This is a genomic window from Microbacterium sp. Leaf151 (genome assembly GCF_001424225.1).
Classification (GTDB): Bacteria; Actinomycetota; Actinomycetes; order Actinomycetales; family Microbacteriaceae; genus Microbacterium.
The window spans coordinates 161,528-177,365 of sequence record NZ_LMOR01000004.1; the positions used below are offsets into that span (position 1 = coordinate 161,528).

Sequence of the window (15,838 nt, forward strand, 5' to 3'; positions counted from 1 at the left end):
GCAAGACGCCCCGGAGGCTCACTCCGTCGGAGTGTCGCCGTCTCGACGAGACAGCGTCAGCAGGGCACCACGTTCTACTGTAGTCAACTCGCGCGCGGCTCCCACCGGGAGAGTTCCCAGGTGCAGGGGTCCGAACTGCCGCCGCACGAGCTCGACGACGGGATGGCCGACCTCCGCCATCAACCGCCGGACGATGCGGTTCTTGCCCGAGTGCAGCGTCAGCTCCACCAGGCTCTCCCCGCGCGAGGAGTCGAGCAGCCGCGCCTTGTCGGTCGCGATCCGTCCGTCTTCCAGCTCCACGCCATGGATCAACCGCTGGATGGTCTGCGGCAGCACCTGACCCTCGACCTTGGCGATGTACACCTTCGTCACCCCGAACTTCGGGTGGGCGAGCACGTGCGCGAGGTCGCCGTCGTTCGTGAGCACGAGCAGGCCCGAGGTGTCGGCATCCAATCGCCCCACGTTGTACAGGCGCTCGTCCCAGTCCGTCGTGAACTGGCGCAGGTCGGGGCGGCCTCGGTCGTCGCTCATCGAGCTCACGACGCCGGTGGGCTTGTTCAGGATGACGTAGCGCTTGGACTCGTCGAGCTGGATCGCCGTACCGTCGACGTCGACGAGGTCGGTCTCGGGGTGGATGCGGCGACCGAGCTCGGTGACGACGAGGCCGTTCACCCGCACGCGGCCCTCGACGATCATCTGCTCGGCGACGCGGCGCGAGGCCACTCCCCGATTGGCGAGCACCTTCTGCAGGCGGATGCCGTCGTCGCTGGCCGACCCTCCGCTCGCTGGGCCTTCGCCCCCGGTCGCTGAACCTGTCGTGTCACTCATTTCGGGACCTCTCCGTCGAATCCGTCCGAGCCGTCGTCGAGCAACGGCGAGATGTGCGGCAGCTCGTCGAGCGAGTTGATGCCGAGGTTGACCAGCAGCTGGTTGGTGGTCCCGTAGTGGATGGCGCCCGTGTCGGGGTCGGTGAACACCTCGGTGATCAGCCCGCGCGAGAGCAGGGTCCGAACGACCGAGTCCACGTTCACGGCGCGGATGGATGCCACCTGCCCGCGCGTGACGGGCTGCTTGTACGCGATGACGGCCAGGGTCTCCAGCGCCGCCTGCGACAGGCGCGAGGGGGCCTGGGTGTTCACGAACTCGGCCACGACATCGTCGTGTTCCTCTCGGACGTAGAGGCGCCACCCGCCCCCGACCTCGCGCAGCTCGAAGCCCCGACGTGGGCCGCCGGTCTCACCGTCGTAGTCGGCGACAAGCGCCTCGATCGCCTGGCGGACGGCGGGCACGGGCGCCGCCACCGCCGTCGCGAGGCTCACCAGGCTCTGGGGTTCGTCGATGACGAGCAGGATCGCCTCGAGACGACGGGCGACGGATGCCGTGTCGCTCGGGCGCGAGGCGAGGCTCGTGGCCGGCGTGGGCGAGGTGTCGTCGCCGTGCTCGGCTGCGGTGATGGTGGTGTCAGCGGTCATAGTCGGCTCCGAGGGCGGCGAGGTTGTCTTCCGACCACCGTTCAGCGGTCCAGCGCAGGGTCAGCTCCCCCAGCGGTTCGAGCTGCTCGAACGACAGCGCGGCGTGACGGTACAGCTCGAGGATCGATAGGAACCGCGCGACGACGACGCCGGTCTCGGTGACGCCGGCGACGAGGTCGCGGAAGTTCAGGGTGCCCGCCGAGCGGAGGAGGGTGACGACGATGGCGGCCTGCTCGCGGATGCTGATGAGCGGTGCGTGCAGGTGATCAAGGCCCACCGTCGGAATCTGCTTCGGTGCGAACGCCATCACGGCAAGGGCGGCGAAATCGTCGGCGCTGAGCGTCCACTTCAACTCCGGCACGGCGCTGCGGTACTTCTCGTCGAGGCGCACGCTGCGGGTGTGCCGCCGGTCCTCGCGCTGCAGGCAGCGGGCGAACCACGCCGACACCTCTCGGAACGCCCGATATTGCAGCAGACGCGCGAACAGCAGGTCGCGCGCCTCCAGGAGCGCCACCGACTCGGCATCCACGAGTTCTCCCTGTGGGAGGAGGCCGGCGATCTTCATGTCGAGCAGAGTCGCCGCGACGACGAGGAACTCTGAGGCCTCGTCGAGATCGCCCTCGGGACCCATTGCGCGGAGGTACGCGATGAACTCGTCGGTCACGCGGCTGAGCGCGACCTCGGTGATGTCGAGCTCCGCCCGCGAGATCAGGGTGAGCAGCAGGTCGAACGGTCCGTCGAAGACGGGAAGGGTGACGCGGAAGCCGGGTGCCGCGGCGGTCCCTTCGACGGGCTCAGCGACCCGGGTCGCACGCTCGGGGGCCGACGTGTCGGCGAGGGTGTCGTCAGGCGACGGCGCCACGGGCGACCAGCTCCCGCGCCAGCCGCAGGTAGGCCTGGGCGGCGGCGTGCTCGGGCGCGAACTCCGTGATCGGCATGCCCGAGACCGAGGCATCCGGGAACTTCACCGTGCGGCCGATGACCGTCTCGAGCACGTCGTCGCCGAACGCCTCGACCACGCGCTCGAGCACCTCGCGCGAGTGGAGCGTGCGGGGGTCGTACATCGTGGCGAGCACGCCGTCGAGTTCGATGGCCGGGTTCAGCCGATCGCGCACCTTGTCGATCGTCTCGACGAGCAGGGCCACTCCGCGGAGGGCGAAGAACTCGCACTCGAGCGGGATCAGCACGCCGTGCGCCGCGGTGAGCGCGTTCACTGTGAGCAGCCCCAGCGAGGGCTGGCAGTCGATGAGGATGACGTCGTAGTCGGCCGCCACCTTGCGCAGCACCCGGGCGAGGATCGTCTCGCGCGCGACCTCGTTGACCAGGTGCACCTCGGCCGCCGACAGGTCGATGTTGGCCGGTAGGAGGTCGAGACCCTCGACGCGGGTGGCCACGATGACCTCGCGCGGGTCGCGCTTGGTGTCGAGCAGCAGGTCGTAGATGGTGGGCACGTCGTGCGTCTGGATGCCGAGACCCGCCGACAGGGCGCCCTGCGGGTCGAAGTCGATCGCGAGCACGCGACGGCCGTAGCCGGCGAGGGAGGCGGCCAGGTTGATGGTCGTCGTCGTCTTACCGACGCCGCCCTTCTGGTTGCACAGCGCGATGATGCGGGCGGGACCGTGTCCGTCGAGCGGCTTCGGGGTGGGGAACCCGTGGTAGGGGCGTCCGGTGGGTCCGAGGATGACCTCGTCCGCGCCCGTTTTCGTGCCCTTCGTGCTCGCCGACACCGAGTCTCCCGCCTTCGTCATAACGTCGTCGAGTCTAGCCGCCGCCCGCTCCCCCGCCCGGTGCACGCGCCGGACGCCGGCTCAGGTCCCTGAGCCTGTCGAAGGGACCGCGACGCGCGGGGCCCGTGCACACAACCTCCGCGATGCGCACAACCTCTGCCCGAACCAGCGACGCTCAGCTGACTTTGCGCGAATCACTGAGCGTGCGCGTCCGCCGCACCTGCACGGCGAGCGCGAGCACCAGCGTCGCCGCACCCCAGGCGGCGGCGACCTTCACCAGCACGCCGTAGATGAGGTGGGTCGGGGTGTAGTCGGCGCCGAAGCCCCCCTCGACCACGAGCGCGACGAGGGTCGCGACGATCATCGCGGCGGGCAGCGACAGCCACCAGGCCACGCGCACGGCATCCGGAAACACGCGGTCGACGGGCCCCGCGGTCCGCCGCGACAGCCACCGCAGCGCGAAGATCGCCAGCACCGCGAGCCCGAACACCCCCGACCCGTACTGCAACCACTTCACGCCCGGCAGCGGTCCCCACTGCTGCTCGAGGGCCGGGAGCAGGGACTCCCCCGCCCGACCCTCGTGCGTGAAGAAGTCCCACGAGACGTGCGTGATCACCCCGAGCGCCAGCGACAGCACGAGCCACAGGATGCCGACGACTCCCCCGCTCAGCGTCTCCCTCGCGGCCGCCGGGGCACCGGCATCCCATTCGTCCGGCAGTCGTTCGGCGACGGGCCGCGGCACCAGCTCCCGGGTGGCGGGACGCAGCACGCAGCGCCACACCAGGAGCAGCACGAATGCCATGACCACCGTCACCGGAAGCCACCTCAGGTCATGGGTCACCGAGTACGGCGGCACGATCCCGCGGAGGAACAGCGGCAGATCGGGTGTCATCGCGCCGATGGCGATCGCGGCGGGCACCAGCGGTGTGCGCACGAACGGCAGCGCGACGACCGCGTGACTGACGGTGAACGGCATGTCAGCTCAGGAACAGCCCCGCGAGCGTCTTCTTGCCGCGGCGCAGCACCGAGACCCCACCCGGCAGCGCGCCCGTGACGATCGCATCGTCGGCGGTCACCTTCTCGCCGTCGAGCGAGACACCGCCCTGGGCGATCGCGCGACGCGCGTCGCTGAGGCTGTTCGACAGGCCCGTGGCCGTGAGGGCCTCGACGACGGTGGTGCCGGCGGCGACGGTCGCGTGCGGCAGTTCGTCGAGCGCGGTGCGGAGCACGGCGGCATCCAGCGCCGTCACATCACCCTGACCGAACAGCGCCTCGGTCGCCGCGATGACCGCCTCGGTCGCGTCCTCGCCGTGCACGGTGGTCAGCACCTCGCGGGCGAGGCGCTTCTGCGCGGCGCGGCGGAACGGCTCCGCCTCGACGAGCGCCTCGTAGGCGGTGATCTCGTCGCGCGTGAGGAACGTGAACACCTTCATACGCTCCACGACGTCGCGGTCGTCGGTGTTGAGCCAGAACTGGTACATCGTCCACGGGCTGCACATCTCGGCATCCAGCCAGATGGCATTGCCCTCGCTCTTGCCGAACTTCGTGCCGTCGCTGTTGGTGATCAGCGGCGTACCGATCGCGTGCACCGAGACGCCCTCGACCTTGCGGACCAGGTCGGTACCGCTGGTGAGGTTGCCCCACTGGTCGCTGCCGCCGGTCTGCAGCACGCAGCCGTACTGGCGGTGCAGCTCGAGGTAGTCCAGGCCCTGGAGGATCTGGTAGCTGAACTCGGTGTAGCTGATCCCGGCCTCGGAGTTCAGGCGTGCACTGACGGCGTCCTTCTTCAGCATCGTGCCGACGCGGAAATGCTTGCCGATCTCGCGGAGGAAGTCGATGGCGCTCAGCGGGGCGGTCCAGTCGAGATTGTTGACGATGCGGGCGGCGTTCTCACCCTCGAAGCTGAGGAAACGCTCGACCTGGGCACGGAGCTTGCCGACCCACTCCTCGACGGTCTCGCGGGTGTTGAGCGTGCGCTCGGCCGTCGGACGCGGGTCGCCGACGAGACCGGTCGAACCGCCGACGAGACCGAGCGGACGGTGACCGGCGAGCTGCAGACGACGCATGGTCAGCAGCTGCACGAGGTTTCCGAGGTGCAAGCTCGGTGCGGTCGGGTCGAATCCGCAGTAGTACACGATCGGGTCGCCCGAGAGGAGCTCTCGCAGCTCGCCCTCGTCGGTCGACACCTGCACGAGTCCGCGATACACCAGCTCGTCCCAGACGTTGTCGAAGGTCGGGTCGTTGGCAGGTGCGAGGGCGCTCACGGGCGCCGCGTCGAGGGAGGCAGACACCGGTTCAGGGTATCAGCGGGGGTGTCGGGCTCCGGATGCCGCGGCGTCCCCGTACCGCGGGCCGCCGCACCGCGGGCCCCCCACACCGCGGCCCCACCACACCGCGGCCCACCGCACCGCGGACTGCCGCGGCCCACCGCATCGCGGGGTCACGCGCCGACCACACCGCGGGCCAGCGCACCGCGGACTGCCGCGGCCCACCGCACCGCGGGGTCACGCGCCCACCACACCGCGGGCTACCGCATTGCGGACTGCCGCGGCCCACCGCACCGCGGGGTCACGCGTGCCGCGTGGCGATGCCGGGGTACCCCGTCACGAGTCCGGCCCCGTCGTAGACCAGCTCGCACGCGAAGTCGAAGGTCGACGATTCGTAGTGGAAGACGACGCGTTCCGGGGCGGCCTCGATCAGGGTGTACCGCTGCTCGAGGCGCTCGACCCGCAGGTCGGGCGCTCGTACGAACGCGGCCGGTACCTCGCGGGTCACCCCCTCGATCATCTCGAGGCGGCGAACGGGAAGCATGTTCGTCATCGCCGACGACTCGAAATCGATGTCGACGCACCCGTGCAGCTCCGGTCGGGGCTCCCCCTCGACGCTCCATCCGCTGACGTCGTCACGGGTCAGCGTCATGTGCGTCTCACCGGACGCGGTCGACGCCGATACCCGCGCCTCGAGGGTGCGCCACGCGCGGTCGACGATCACCGCATAGTCGATCGACCACATCGATGCACCGTCGTCGGCCGTCGTGCGACCGGCGAGGCGATGCCCGCCGGGCGTCGCCGCGAAGAAGGCCACCTCGAACCCGGTTCGGGTTCCGTGGTGTCGCCAACTCGCGGCCGCCGGGAGCGACGTCATCCGGTCCATCTGCGTCCTCCTCGGCCCTCGCGCTCAGCCGGGCGCGATACCCCACGCCACGAGGAACGCCGCCGCCAACGCCGTCACCCAGCTCACGAGGCTGCCGATGAGGAAATACTCCGCGCGGTCGCCACCGTCGCCGTCGCGGGAGATCTCGGGGAAGCGCACGATGCCCTTGGCGGCGAGCACGGCGGCGATGAGCGTGTACGCCCCTGCCAGCGTCAGAGCGAAGACGAGGATGCGCTCCAGCGGCCCGATCAGCCTGCCGCCCTTGAGCGTCGGCGCCGTCGTCTCGTCGGGTGTCTCGCCCGCGCCCATCTCCGAGCGCAGAGCGATGCGCACCACGGCGTTGCCGGACTCGAGCAGGAACACCAGGCACCCCACGACCAGCACGACCACGTCGATCGAGACGGCATCCGTCGGGCGATACGAGGCCCACATCTCGCCCAGGATGCCGGGACGCGCACGGCCGGGGGCGACCACCACGCACGCGGCGGCGGCGAGCGCGAGCAGCGCGACCGGCCAGAGCCCCGCACGGGCGGGGCCCTGCTCGGGCACGACCCACGTCCAGATCGCGGCGACGGCCACCGCGAGCAGGCCCGCAATCACGGCGTTGACACCCGCCGCGGCGACGATGAGCAGTGCCGCGGCGACCGCGTAGGCGATCCACCGGCGGCTGCGGATCATCTGACGGAGCAGATCGACCGCACCGACGGCGAGGAGAAGGAGACCTGCCGCGATCACGCGCGGCCCTTCCGCGTGAGCACGGCGAAGCCCTCGACGAGCGCGGCCGACCCGGCTGCGGCGAGCGCCTGCGACACCGCCGACTGGCTGATGCCCTCCTGTTCGGCGAGTTCGCGCTGCGACCATCCGAGGCAGCGCCCGGCGGTGAGCCGGCGCGTGCGCTCGCTCATCGCCGAGACGAGTTGGTCGCGAGCGAGGGCATACGCGTTCGCGACGGCGACGGTATCGGCCATGGCGGCATCCTCTCCCTCGGACGCGGCGATCCAGGTGCGCGCGAACGGCGCGGCGCGTTGCTGCATCCCCTCGACGGTCTCGACGGCCGTTCGCGCGGCCCACCACGCGGGCCCCTCGGGCACGGTGCGGTCGTCGAGCACGATGGGGCGCACCTCGCCCACCCCCACGCCGAAGCGGCAGTCGACGTCGTCGGGCAGGGTCAGGCGCACCAGCAGCAGCGAGGCGAGAGCGTCGTCGAGGCGGGCATACTCGCCCTGGAGTTCGTCGCCGACCGTCGCCGTCAGCGCCTGCACGGCGACCGGCAGATCGGCGCCGACCTGTTCGACCACCTCTGCGAGGCGGTGCTGCGCGGCGGCGCGATCGCTCAGCCGCCGGGAGGCGACGATGTCGGCGATCACGACCACGGTCACGACATAAGCCTATCGCTTATCATTTCATTTTGATAAGTGAATGACTGATACTCAGCCGATGAGTGTCCGGGAGGCGGCCTGCGCGCGGGCCACGAGGTCTTCACGCTGCTCGCGCACGCGCTCGGGAGCCGTGCCGCCCGCACCCGTGCGACTCGCCACCGAGCCTTCGATGGTCAACACCTCGCGCACGGCGGGGGTGAGCGACGGTGACACGGATGCCAGGAGAGCGTCATCGGCGTCTTCGAGCCCGATCTCGCGCTCCTCGCACGCCCGCACGAGGGAGCCCGAGATCTCGTGCGCGTCACGGAACGCGACGCCCTGACGCACGAGCCACTCGGCGACGTCGGTGGCCAGCGAGAATCCCTGCGGGGCGAGCTCGGCCATGCGGTCGGTGTGGAAGCGGAGGGTTGCGATCATGCCGGAGAAAGCGGGCAGGACGAGCTCGAGGGTGCGCACGGAATCGAAGACCGGCTCCTTGTCTTCCTGCAGATCGCGGTTGTAGGCCAGCGGCAGACCCTTGAGCGTGGCGAGCAGACCCGACAGGTTGCCGATCAGGCGTCCGGCCTTGCCGCGAGCGAGCTCGGCGATGTCGGGGTTCTTCTTCTGCGGCATGATGCTCGACCCGGTCGAGTACGCGTCGTCGAGGGTGACGAAGCCGAACTCGCGTGTGTTCCACAGGATGATGTCTTCGGACAACCGCGACAGGTCGACGCCGATCATCGCGGCGATGAACGCGAACTCGGCCACGACATCACGCGAGGCGGTGCCGTCGAGCGAGTTCTCGGCGGGGCGCGCCAGCCCCAGACGGTCGGCCACGAGCTGCGGGTCGAGGCCCAGGGTGGCCCCGGCGAGCGCACCGCCGCCGTACGGCGACACCGAGGCGCGCACCGACCAGTCGCGCAGGCGCTCGATGCCGCGCGTGAACGCCCATCCGTAGGCCTGCAGGTGATGCGCGAGCAGCACGGGCTGGGCGTGCTGCAGGTGCGTACGGCCGGGCATGATGGCGCTTTCGTGCGCCTCGGCCTGGGCGACGAGGGCGTCGACGAGGCGGAGCACCTCACGGGTGATGGTGCGGGCGTGATCGAGCAGGTAGAGCCGCACCAGGGTGGCGATCTGGTCGTTGCGGCTGCGACCGGCGCGGAGCTTGCCGCCGACGGCCGGACCGACCGTCTCGATGAGCACGCGCTCGAGGGCACCGTGCACGTCTTCATCGCCGGGAGCCGCGACGAGCGAGCCGTCGCGCACACGGGCGGTGAGCTCGTCGAGACCGTCGTGCATGATCCGCGCTTCGTCGGCCGTGAGGTATCCGGCCGACTCCAGAGCGGCCGCGTGGGCGTGAGAACCGGCGATGTCGTAGAGCGCGAGATCCCAGTCGAAGTGGGTCGAGCGGCTCAGCGCCGCCAGTTCGGGAGACGGTCCGCCCGAGAAACGGGCCCCCCACAGGGCGCCCTCGTTCGTCGTCTGACCGCTCTCGTGACTCATGCCCCCAGCCTACCGAGGGCCGCCGACACCGCCGGAGCCGGAGCCTGAGCCGGAGCCGGAGCCGGAGCCGGTCCCCGTACCCGTGCCGGAGCCCGCGCGCGACGCGGCGGGGCCGGCAGTGGCATCCCGTCCCACGACGAGACGCACCACGAGGTCGATGAGCCACTCCAGCGGACCGCGACCGAGGGTGAGCGCCCACACCGTGCACCCGGCGACGAGACCCAGGGTCAGGGGCAGGAACAGCCCCGCCTCGCGGATGCCGTACAGGTCGCCCGTGTCGCCGAGCAGGGCGAGGGCGACGAGGGCCCACACGACCAGCTGCAGCACGTAGGCCGTCAGGGGCATGGATCCGACCGCCCGCAGCGGCACGGCCACCCACCGCAGCGGGGTGCGGCAGATCAGCAGGCAGACACCGATCGCGGCGATCGCGAACCCGCCCGACCCGATGACCTCCCACAGCCCCGAGGAGTGGTCCTCTGCGGTCAGCACGGTCGCCAGGTACGGGCTTCCCGCGACGGCGGGCGCGGTCGCGAGGGCAGCGCCGTAGCCCGCGAGCAGAAGAGCCCCGCCCGCCGTCACGAGCGCGGCCTGCACGTCGAGTCGACGCAGGTCGAGCCGCCCGACACCCATCCCGGCGAGCAGGAACGCGATCCACACCGTGAACGGATAGTTCCACCCGACCGCCGCGGAGATCTCCGCGCCCGCGCGCCCCGCCCAGATGGGAGCCGCGTCGAGCACCGGCTGGATCCACGGCATCACGAGCGCGAGCACCCCCGCAGCGATGAACAGCCCCCGCGCGCGCATCCCGAGGAACGGCAGGGCCAGCACGAACAGCAGGGCGTACGCGGGCAGGATGACGTAGACCGGCACTCCGGTGGCCACCAGCAGCATGCCGATGACCCAGAGCATCGCTCCCCGCAGGGCCAGTCGCGCGCCGGCGCGGGGGCGGCGCTCCGCTCCGATCGGGCGCCATCCGCCGGTCACGAGCGCAATCGAGACGCCCGCGAGGGTCGCGAACAGGATCGAGGAACGTCCGTTGACCAGGGTGACCCAGGTGTCGGGGTCGAGGGTGAGCCGGCGCTCGGTGTCGAGCAGGTGCGCGGCCAGCATGCCCAGCACCGCGAGGCCGCGCGCGAGATCCACGCCCACCAGCCGGCCCGGCCCGTCGAAACGGGCCCAGGCGCGACCGATCGGCGAGGTGGTCACTGCTGACGCAGAAGCCACACCAGCAACGCCTTCTGGGCGTGGAGGCGGTTCTCGGCCTCGTCCCACACCACGCTCTGCGGTCCGTCGATGACCTCGGCGTCGACCTCATAGCCGCGGTCGGCGGGGAGGCAGTGGATGAAGATCGCGTCGCCGGCGGCCCGCGTCATGAGCTCGGTCGTGACCTTGAACCCGCCGAGATCGCGGATGCGCGCGATCTTCTCCTCCTCTTTGCCCATCGACACCCAGGTGTCGGTGACGACGACGTCGGCTCCGGATGCCGCGGCCTCCGGGTCGCTCGAGAGCGTGATCGATCCCCCGGTCTCGGCGGCGATGCGCTCCGCGTCCGCGATCACGTCGGCCCGGGGTGCGTAGTCGGCGGGTGCGGCGACGCGCACGTGCATGCCGGCGGTGACGCAGGCGAGGACATACGAGTGGGCCATGTTGCTGCGCCCGTCGCCGAAGAACGACAGGGTCAGCCCCTTCAGGTCGCCCTTGTGCTCCCGGATCGTGAGCAGATCGGCGAGCAGCTGGCACGGGTGGAAGTCGTCGCTCAACGCATTCACGACCGGCACCCGGGTGCCGCGCGCCATCTCTTCCAGCCCCGCCTGCGCGTAGGTGCGCCAGACGATCGCGGCCACCTGACGCTCGAGCACGCGCGCGGTGTCGGAGGGGGTCTCCTTACCACCGAGCTGACTGTTGGCGGTGGAGATGATCAGCGGTGAGCCACCCAGGTCGGCGATGCCCACGGCGAACGACACGCGCGTTCGGGTCGACGACTTGTCGAAGATCACCGCGACGGTCTGCGGGCCCTCGAGCGGCTTCTGCGACCAGCGGTCCTTCTTCAGCTCGATGGCGAGGTCGAGGATCTCGGCCTGTTCGGCCGGGGTCAGGTCGTCGTCACGCAGCAGATGGCGGGTCACGCGGGGGCTCCTTCGAGGATCAGGGCATCGGAGACGGTGGCGAGCGCAGCGCCGAACAGCTCGAGGAACCCGGCCACCTCGGCATCCCCGATCGTCAGCGGCGGCGCGATGCGGATGGTGTCGTCGTTCGCGGCGTTCACGATCAGACCGTGCTGCTGTGCGGCGGCGACGACGGCCTTGGCGACCGGACTCGTGAGCCCGATGCCCAGCAGAAGGCCACGACCGCGGACGCCCGAGATCAGCGGAGAGCCGAGCGCGGCGATGCCCTCGCGCAGCTGCGTCTCGCGGCGCGCGGCGTTGTCGACCAGACCCGCCGACTCGATCTCTTCCAACACGGCGCCGCCGACGGCGGTGCCGAGGGCGTTGCCGCCGAAGGTCGAGCCGTGCGTGCCGGGGAAGAACAGATCGCTGGCCGCGCCGAAGGTGATCAGCGCGCCGATGGGGAAGCCGCCGCCGATGCCCTTCGCCACCGTGATGGCGTCGGGCACGATGCCGGCGTGCTGGAAGGCGAACCACGCACCGGTGCGTCCGGCGCCGGTCTGGATCTCGTCCACGATCAGCAGGGCGCCGTGCCGCTCGGTGATCTCGCGCGCCGCCTGCAGGTACCCCTCGGGCAATTCGACCACCCCGGCCTCACCCTGGATGGGCTCGACGAGCAGGGCGGCGACGCGCTCGTCCATCGCGGCGTCGAGAGCATCGATGGTCGCGTCGATGTGCTCGACGCCGGACACCATGGGGAGGAAGTCGGCCTGGAGCGCCGGCTTGCCCGTGAGGGCCAGCGCACCCATCGTGCGGCCGTGGAAGCCGCCCTTCAGCGTCAGGATGCGGGTGCGGTCGGTGCCGCGGCCGTGCAGGCGCGCGAGTTTCAGCGCCGCCTCGTTGGCCTCGGCACCGGAGTTGCCGAAGTAGACCCGACCCGACTCCCCCGTGCCCGCGAGGCGCTTGAGGCGCGCGGCCATCGCCAGCTGCGGGGGCGTGGCGAAGTAGTTCGAGACGTGCGAAAGCGTCGACGCCTGCGCCGTCAGCGCCTGCACGAACACCGGGTGGGCATGGCCCAGGGCGTTGACGGCGATGCCCGCGAGGAAATCGAGATACTTCTTGTCGTCGCTGTCCCAGACGTAGGCACCCTGCCCGCGCACGAACAGGGCCATCCGGTCGCCGAAGCTGCGGACGAGGTCGCGTCCGGCGTCCTCCTGCCAGGTTGCGGTGGTCATGCGACCACCTCCGTTCCGATTCCCTTGTTGGTGAACAATTCGACGAGTACCGAGTGCGGCACGCGTCCGTCGATGATGGCGGCCGTGGGCACGCCGCCCTCGACCGCGTCGAGGCACGCCTGCATCTTCGGGATCATGCCCGACTCGAGCTTCGGCAGCATCGCGCGCAGCTCCGTCGAGGTCAGGTGCGACACGAGCGAGTCCCGGTTCGGCCAGTCGGCGTAGAGACCGGGCACGTCGGTCAGCACGACGAGCTTCTTGGCGTTGAGCGCCGTCGCGAGAGCGGCCGCCGCGGCATCCGCGTTCACGTTCAACGACGTGCCCGGGTTGTCGAGGTCGGGCGCGATGCTCGACACGATCGGCACGCGACCCGCGGCGAGGTGGTCGAGCACGGTCTGCGGGTCGACGGTGACGACGTCGCCGACACGCCCGAGGTCGTGCTCGACGCCGTCGACGACCACGCCGCGACGACGACCGCCGAAGAGGCCCGCGTCCTCACCGCTGAGGCCCGTCGCCAACGGGCCGTGCGCATTGACCTTGGCCACCAGCTGCGGGTTGATCTGGCCCGTGAGCACCATGCGCACGACACCGATCGCCTCGGTCGAGGTCACGCGGTAGCCGCCGCGGAATTCGCTGGGGATGTCGAGTCGGTTCAGCATCGACGAGATCTGCGGTCCTCCGCCGTGCACGACGACGGGCTTGACGCCCACGTAGCGGAGGTAGGCGATGTCGGCGGCGAACGCGTCCTGCAGTTCTTCGCTGACCATGGCGTTGCCGCCGTACTTCACCACCACCACCTGGTCGCGGTACTTGCGCACCCACGGCAGCGACTCCACGAGCGTGACCGCCCGTTCGCTGGCTTCAGCGGGATCTGTGTCTTGAAGATCGACGTGGGTCATGAGGAGTAGGCGCTGTTCTCGTGGACGTAATCGTGCGTGAGGTCGTTGGTGCGAATGGTGGCCGCAGCCGACCCGACGCGCAGGTCGACGACGAGGTCGGTCGCGCGGGGGGTGAGGTCGACGTCTTCGCGAGGGCGGTCGGGGCCGCCGGCGGTGCAGACGCGCACACCGTTCATCGACACGTCGACGTCGTAGGGGTCGAAATCCGCGTCGGTCGTGCCGATGGCCGCGAGCACGCGTCCCCAGTTGGGATCGTTCCCGAAGATCGCGGCCTTGAACAGGTTGTTCCGGGCGATCGAGCGGCCCACCTCGACCGCGTCGTCCTCGGTGGCGGCGCCGATCACCCGGATGGTGATGTCGTGGCTCGCCCCCTCGGCGTCGCCCTGCAACTGGGTGGCGAGGTCGTCGCACACCGCGGTCAGAGCGGCGGTGAACTCATTGGCGGAGAGATGGATGCCACTGGCCCCGCTCGCCATGAGCGTCACCTGGTCGTTGGTCGACATGCACCCGTCGGAGTCCAGCCGGTCGAAGCTCACCCGGGTGGCGGCACGGAGCGCGGCATCCGCTTCGGAGGGTTCCAGTACGACGTCGGTGGTGATGACGACGAGCATCGTGGCAAGGCCCGGTGCGAGCATGCCGGCGCCCTTGGCCATGCCGCCGATCGCCCACCCGTCGCCGGTGTGGACGGCCCGCTTGGGCTTCGAGTCGGTCGTCATGATCGCGAGAGAAGCGTCGTCGCCGCCGTCCGCGGAGAGTGCTGCGACACCCTGCTCGACACCGTCGAGCACTTTGGCGCGGAACACCTCGTCACCCGTGCCGATGAGCCCCGTCGAGCACACGACCACGTCGCCCGCGCCGACACCGAGGAGCTCGGCGACACGCTCGGCGGTCTGGTGAGTCGTCTGGAAGCCGAACGAGCCGGTGAAGCAGTTCGCGCCGCCGGAGTTGAGCACGACCGCCTCGACGACGCCGTCCTTCACGACCTGCTCCGACCACAGGATGGGGTTGGCCTTCGCGCGGTTCGACGTGAACACCGCCGCTCCCACCTTCCGAGGCCCGCGGTTGACGACGACGGCGACGTCACGCGCGCCGGTCGACTTCAGCCCTACGGCGACCCCGGCCGCTTCGAATCCGGCGGCGACGGTCACGCTCACGGGGCGACTCCATTCAGGGGAAGGGCGGTGGCCTCGTCGAGGCCCAGCGCGATGTTCATGGACTGCACGGCGGCACCGGCCGTGCCCTTGACGAGGTTGTCGACGGCGGCGACCACGATGACCCGGTTCGCTCCCCGGTCGATCGCCAGCCCGAGCGAGGCGATGTTTGCACCCAGCACGTCGGCCGTACGGGGGAACACCCCCGCCGGAAGCAGTTCGACGAAGGGTTCGTCGGCGTACGCGGCCTCCCACGCGGCGCGGATCTCGGCATCCGTCGCGCCTGCGCGGATCGGAGCGGTCGACGTGGCGAGGATGCCCCGCGACATCGGCACGAGCACCGGGGTGAAGGAGAGCCGGATGCCGTCGGCCGGGGCTCCCGCGGCGACGAGTGCCTGGCGGATCTCGGGGATGTGACGATGCGTACCGCCGACGGCATACGGATTCGCAGAACCGAGGATCTCGCTGGCGAGCAGGTTGGTCTTGGCGGCCTTGCCGGCACCGCTCGGGCCCACCGCGAGCACCGAGACGATGTCGCCCGGGTCGATCACCCCGGCGGCGACGCCCGGGGCGAGCGAGAGTGCGACGGTCGAGGCGTTGCACCCGGGGGCGGCGATGCGGGTCGCACCGCGGAGGTGCTCGCGCTGCTTGACACCGCCGACGGTGAGTTCCGGCACCCCGTACGCCCACGGCTCGGGGTGGTCTCCCCCGTAGAACGTCGCCCAGTCTGCGGGCGAGGTCAGCCGATGGTCGGCGCCGGCGTCGATCACCAGTGGTGTGTCGGCGAGCGCGTCGGTGTACTGCGCCGACTGCCCGTGCGGAAGGGCGAGGACCACCACGTCGTGCCCCGCGAGCACCTCGGGTGTCGTGGCCTGCAGCTCGAGGTGGGCGAGAGAGCGAAGGTGCGGCTGGTGCGCGACGAGCGGCTGGCCGGCGCTGGAGTGCGCGGTGACCGTGCGGATCTCGATATCGGGATGGGCCGCGAGCAAGCGCAGGATCTCGCCGCCCGCATAGCCGGAAGCGCCGGAGACGGCGACCGAGAGGGTCATGTTTCTACCTTAGGAGTCGGGGCGTGTGCTGAATCAGCGTGAACCGGGGCGGCGACGCCCGCATGCCCGACCGTCGGCGGGTTTACGAGGTCGCCGAGAGTCGGCGCGTGACCCGACGTCGACGCTCGCCACCGGTGCTCACGGAGAGCTCCTCGGGGCGCACGTTGTTCGACGACATGTGGCGAG

At 70.6% G+C, this 15,838-nt stretch carries 16 protein-coding genes; all 16 read right to left on the minus strand.

All coding sequences use genetic code 11. The features are described from left to right. Positions 1-18: 18 nt before the first annotated feature. The gene (locus tag ASF76_RS11535; protein WP_055957712.1) at positions 19-828 is read right to left on the minus strand and encodes a pseudouridine synthase; all 810 of its coding nucleotides are present in this window, start codon (positions 826-828) and stop codon (positions 19-21) included. Further along, positions 825-1,472 (minus strand): SMC-Scp complex subunit ScpB, encoded by a 648-nt coding sequence (gene scpB, locus ASF76_RS11540; protein WP_055957715.1) that lies wholly within the window; start codon positions 1,470-1,472, stop codon positions 825-827. Before scpB ends, ASF76_RS11535 begins: the two co-directional genes overlap by 4 nt. Next, positions 1,462-2,334, minus strand: a complete 873-nt coding sequence (locus ASF76_RS11545) for a segregation and condensation protein A (protein ID WP_055957717.1) — start codon at positions 2,332-2,334, stop codon at positions 1,462-1,464. Before ASF76_RS11545 ends, scpB begins: the two co-directional genes overlap by 11 nt. Continuing rightward, positions 2,318-3,220: a ParA family protein gene (locus ASF76_RS11550; RefSeq protein ID WP_055957721.1), complete on the minus strand. Its 903-nt coding sequence runs from the start codon at positions 3,218-3,220 to the stop codon at positions 2,318-2,320. The genes ASF76_RS11545 and ASF76_RS11550 overlap by 17 nt, the downstream gene beginning before the upstream one ends. Positions 3,221-3,374: 154 nt before the next feature. Then, the gene (locus ASF76_RS11555) at positions 3,375-4,175 is read right to left on the minus strand and encodes a DUF4184 family protein (protein WP_055957724.1); all 801 of its coding nucleotides are present in this window, start codon (positions 4,173-4,175) and stop codon (positions 3,375-3,377) included. Between the two features lies 1 nt (position 4,176). Next, a complete protein-coding gene (gene tyrS / locus ASF76_RS11560; protein ID WP_055957727.1) occupies positions 4,177-5,490 on the minus strand; it encodes a tyrosine--tRNA ligase in 1,314 nt (437 codons plus the stop codon). A gap of 277 nt (positions 5,491-5,767) precedes the next feature. Then, the gene (locus tag ASF76_RS11565) at positions 5,768-6,352 is read right to left on the minus strand and encodes a putative glycolipid-binding domain-containing protein (protein WP_200936126.1); all 585 of its coding nucleotides are present in this window, start codon (positions 6,350-6,352) and stop codon (positions 5,768-5,770) included. Between the two features lie 24 nt (positions 6,353-6,376). Beyond that, positions 6,377-7,087, minus strand: coding sequence for a hypothetical protein (locus ASF76_RS11570; protein WP_055957730.1), 711 nt, complete (start codon positions 7,085-7,087; stop codon positions 6,377-6,379). After that, positions 7,084-7,731: a SatD family protein gene (locus tag ASF76_RS11575; protein WP_055957733.1), complete on the minus strand. Its 648-nt coding sequence runs from the start codon at positions 7,729-7,731 to the stop codon at positions 7,084-7,086. Before ASF76_RS11575 ends, ASF76_RS11570 begins: the two co-directional genes overlap by 4 nt. 51 nt (positions 7,732-7,782) lie before the next feature. Further along, complete coding sequence (gene argH, locus ASF76_RS11580) at positions 7,783-9,213, minus strand: argininosuccinate lyase (RefSeq protein WP_055957736.1); 1,431 nt, start codon at positions 9,211-9,213, stop codon at positions 7,783-7,785. A gap of 9 nt (positions 9,214-9,222) precedes the next feature. Then, positions 9,223-10,437: a heparan-alpha-glucosaminide N-acetyltransferase domain-containing protein gene (locus ASF76_RS11585; RefSeq protein ID WP_082485028.1), complete on the minus strand. Its 1,215-nt coding sequence runs from the start codon at positions 10,435-10,437 to the stop codon at positions 9,223-9,225. Then, on the minus strand, positions 10,416-11,339 hold the full coding sequence (gene argF / locus ASF76_RS11590) for an ornithine carbamoyltransferase (protein WP_055957741.1): 924 nt from the start codon (positions 11,337-11,339) through the stop codon (positions 10,416-10,418). Before argF ends, ASF76_RS11585 begins: the two co-directional genes overlap by 22 nt. Next, on the minus strand, positions 11,336-12,553 hold the full coding sequence (locus ASF76_RS11595) for an acetylornithine transaminase (RefSeq protein WP_055957744.1): 1,218 nt from the start codon (positions 12,551-12,553) through the stop codon (positions 11,336-11,338). Before ASF76_RS11595 ends, argF begins: the two co-directional genes overlap by 4 nt. Beyond that, entirely contained in the window at positions 12,550-13,452 is a 903-nt protein-coding gene (argB, locus tag ASF76_RS11600) for an acetylglutamate kinase (protein ID WP_055957747.1), read from the minus strand. Before argB ends, ASF76_RS11595 begins: the two co-directional genes overlap by 4 nt. Next, positions 13,449-14,606 carry a bifunctional glutamate N-acetyltransferase/amino-acid acetyltransferase ArgJ gene (gene argJ / locus ASF76_RS11605; RefSeq protein WP_055957751.1) on the minus strand — a complete coding sequence of 386 codons (1,158 nt, stop codon included), beginning with the start codon at positions 14,604-14,606 and terminating at the stop codon, positions 13,449-13,451. Before argJ ends, argB begins: the two co-directional genes overlap by 4 nt. Continuing rightward, on the minus strand, positions 14,603-15,652 hold the full coding sequence (gene argC / locus ASF76_RS11610) for an N-acetyl-gamma-glutamyl-phosphate reductase (RefSeq protein ID WP_055957754.1): 1,050 nt from the start codon (positions 15,650-15,652) through the stop codon (positions 14,603-14,605). The genes argJ and argC overlap by 4 nt, the downstream gene beginning before the upstream one ends. Positions 15,653-15,838: the final 186 nt, after the last annotated feature.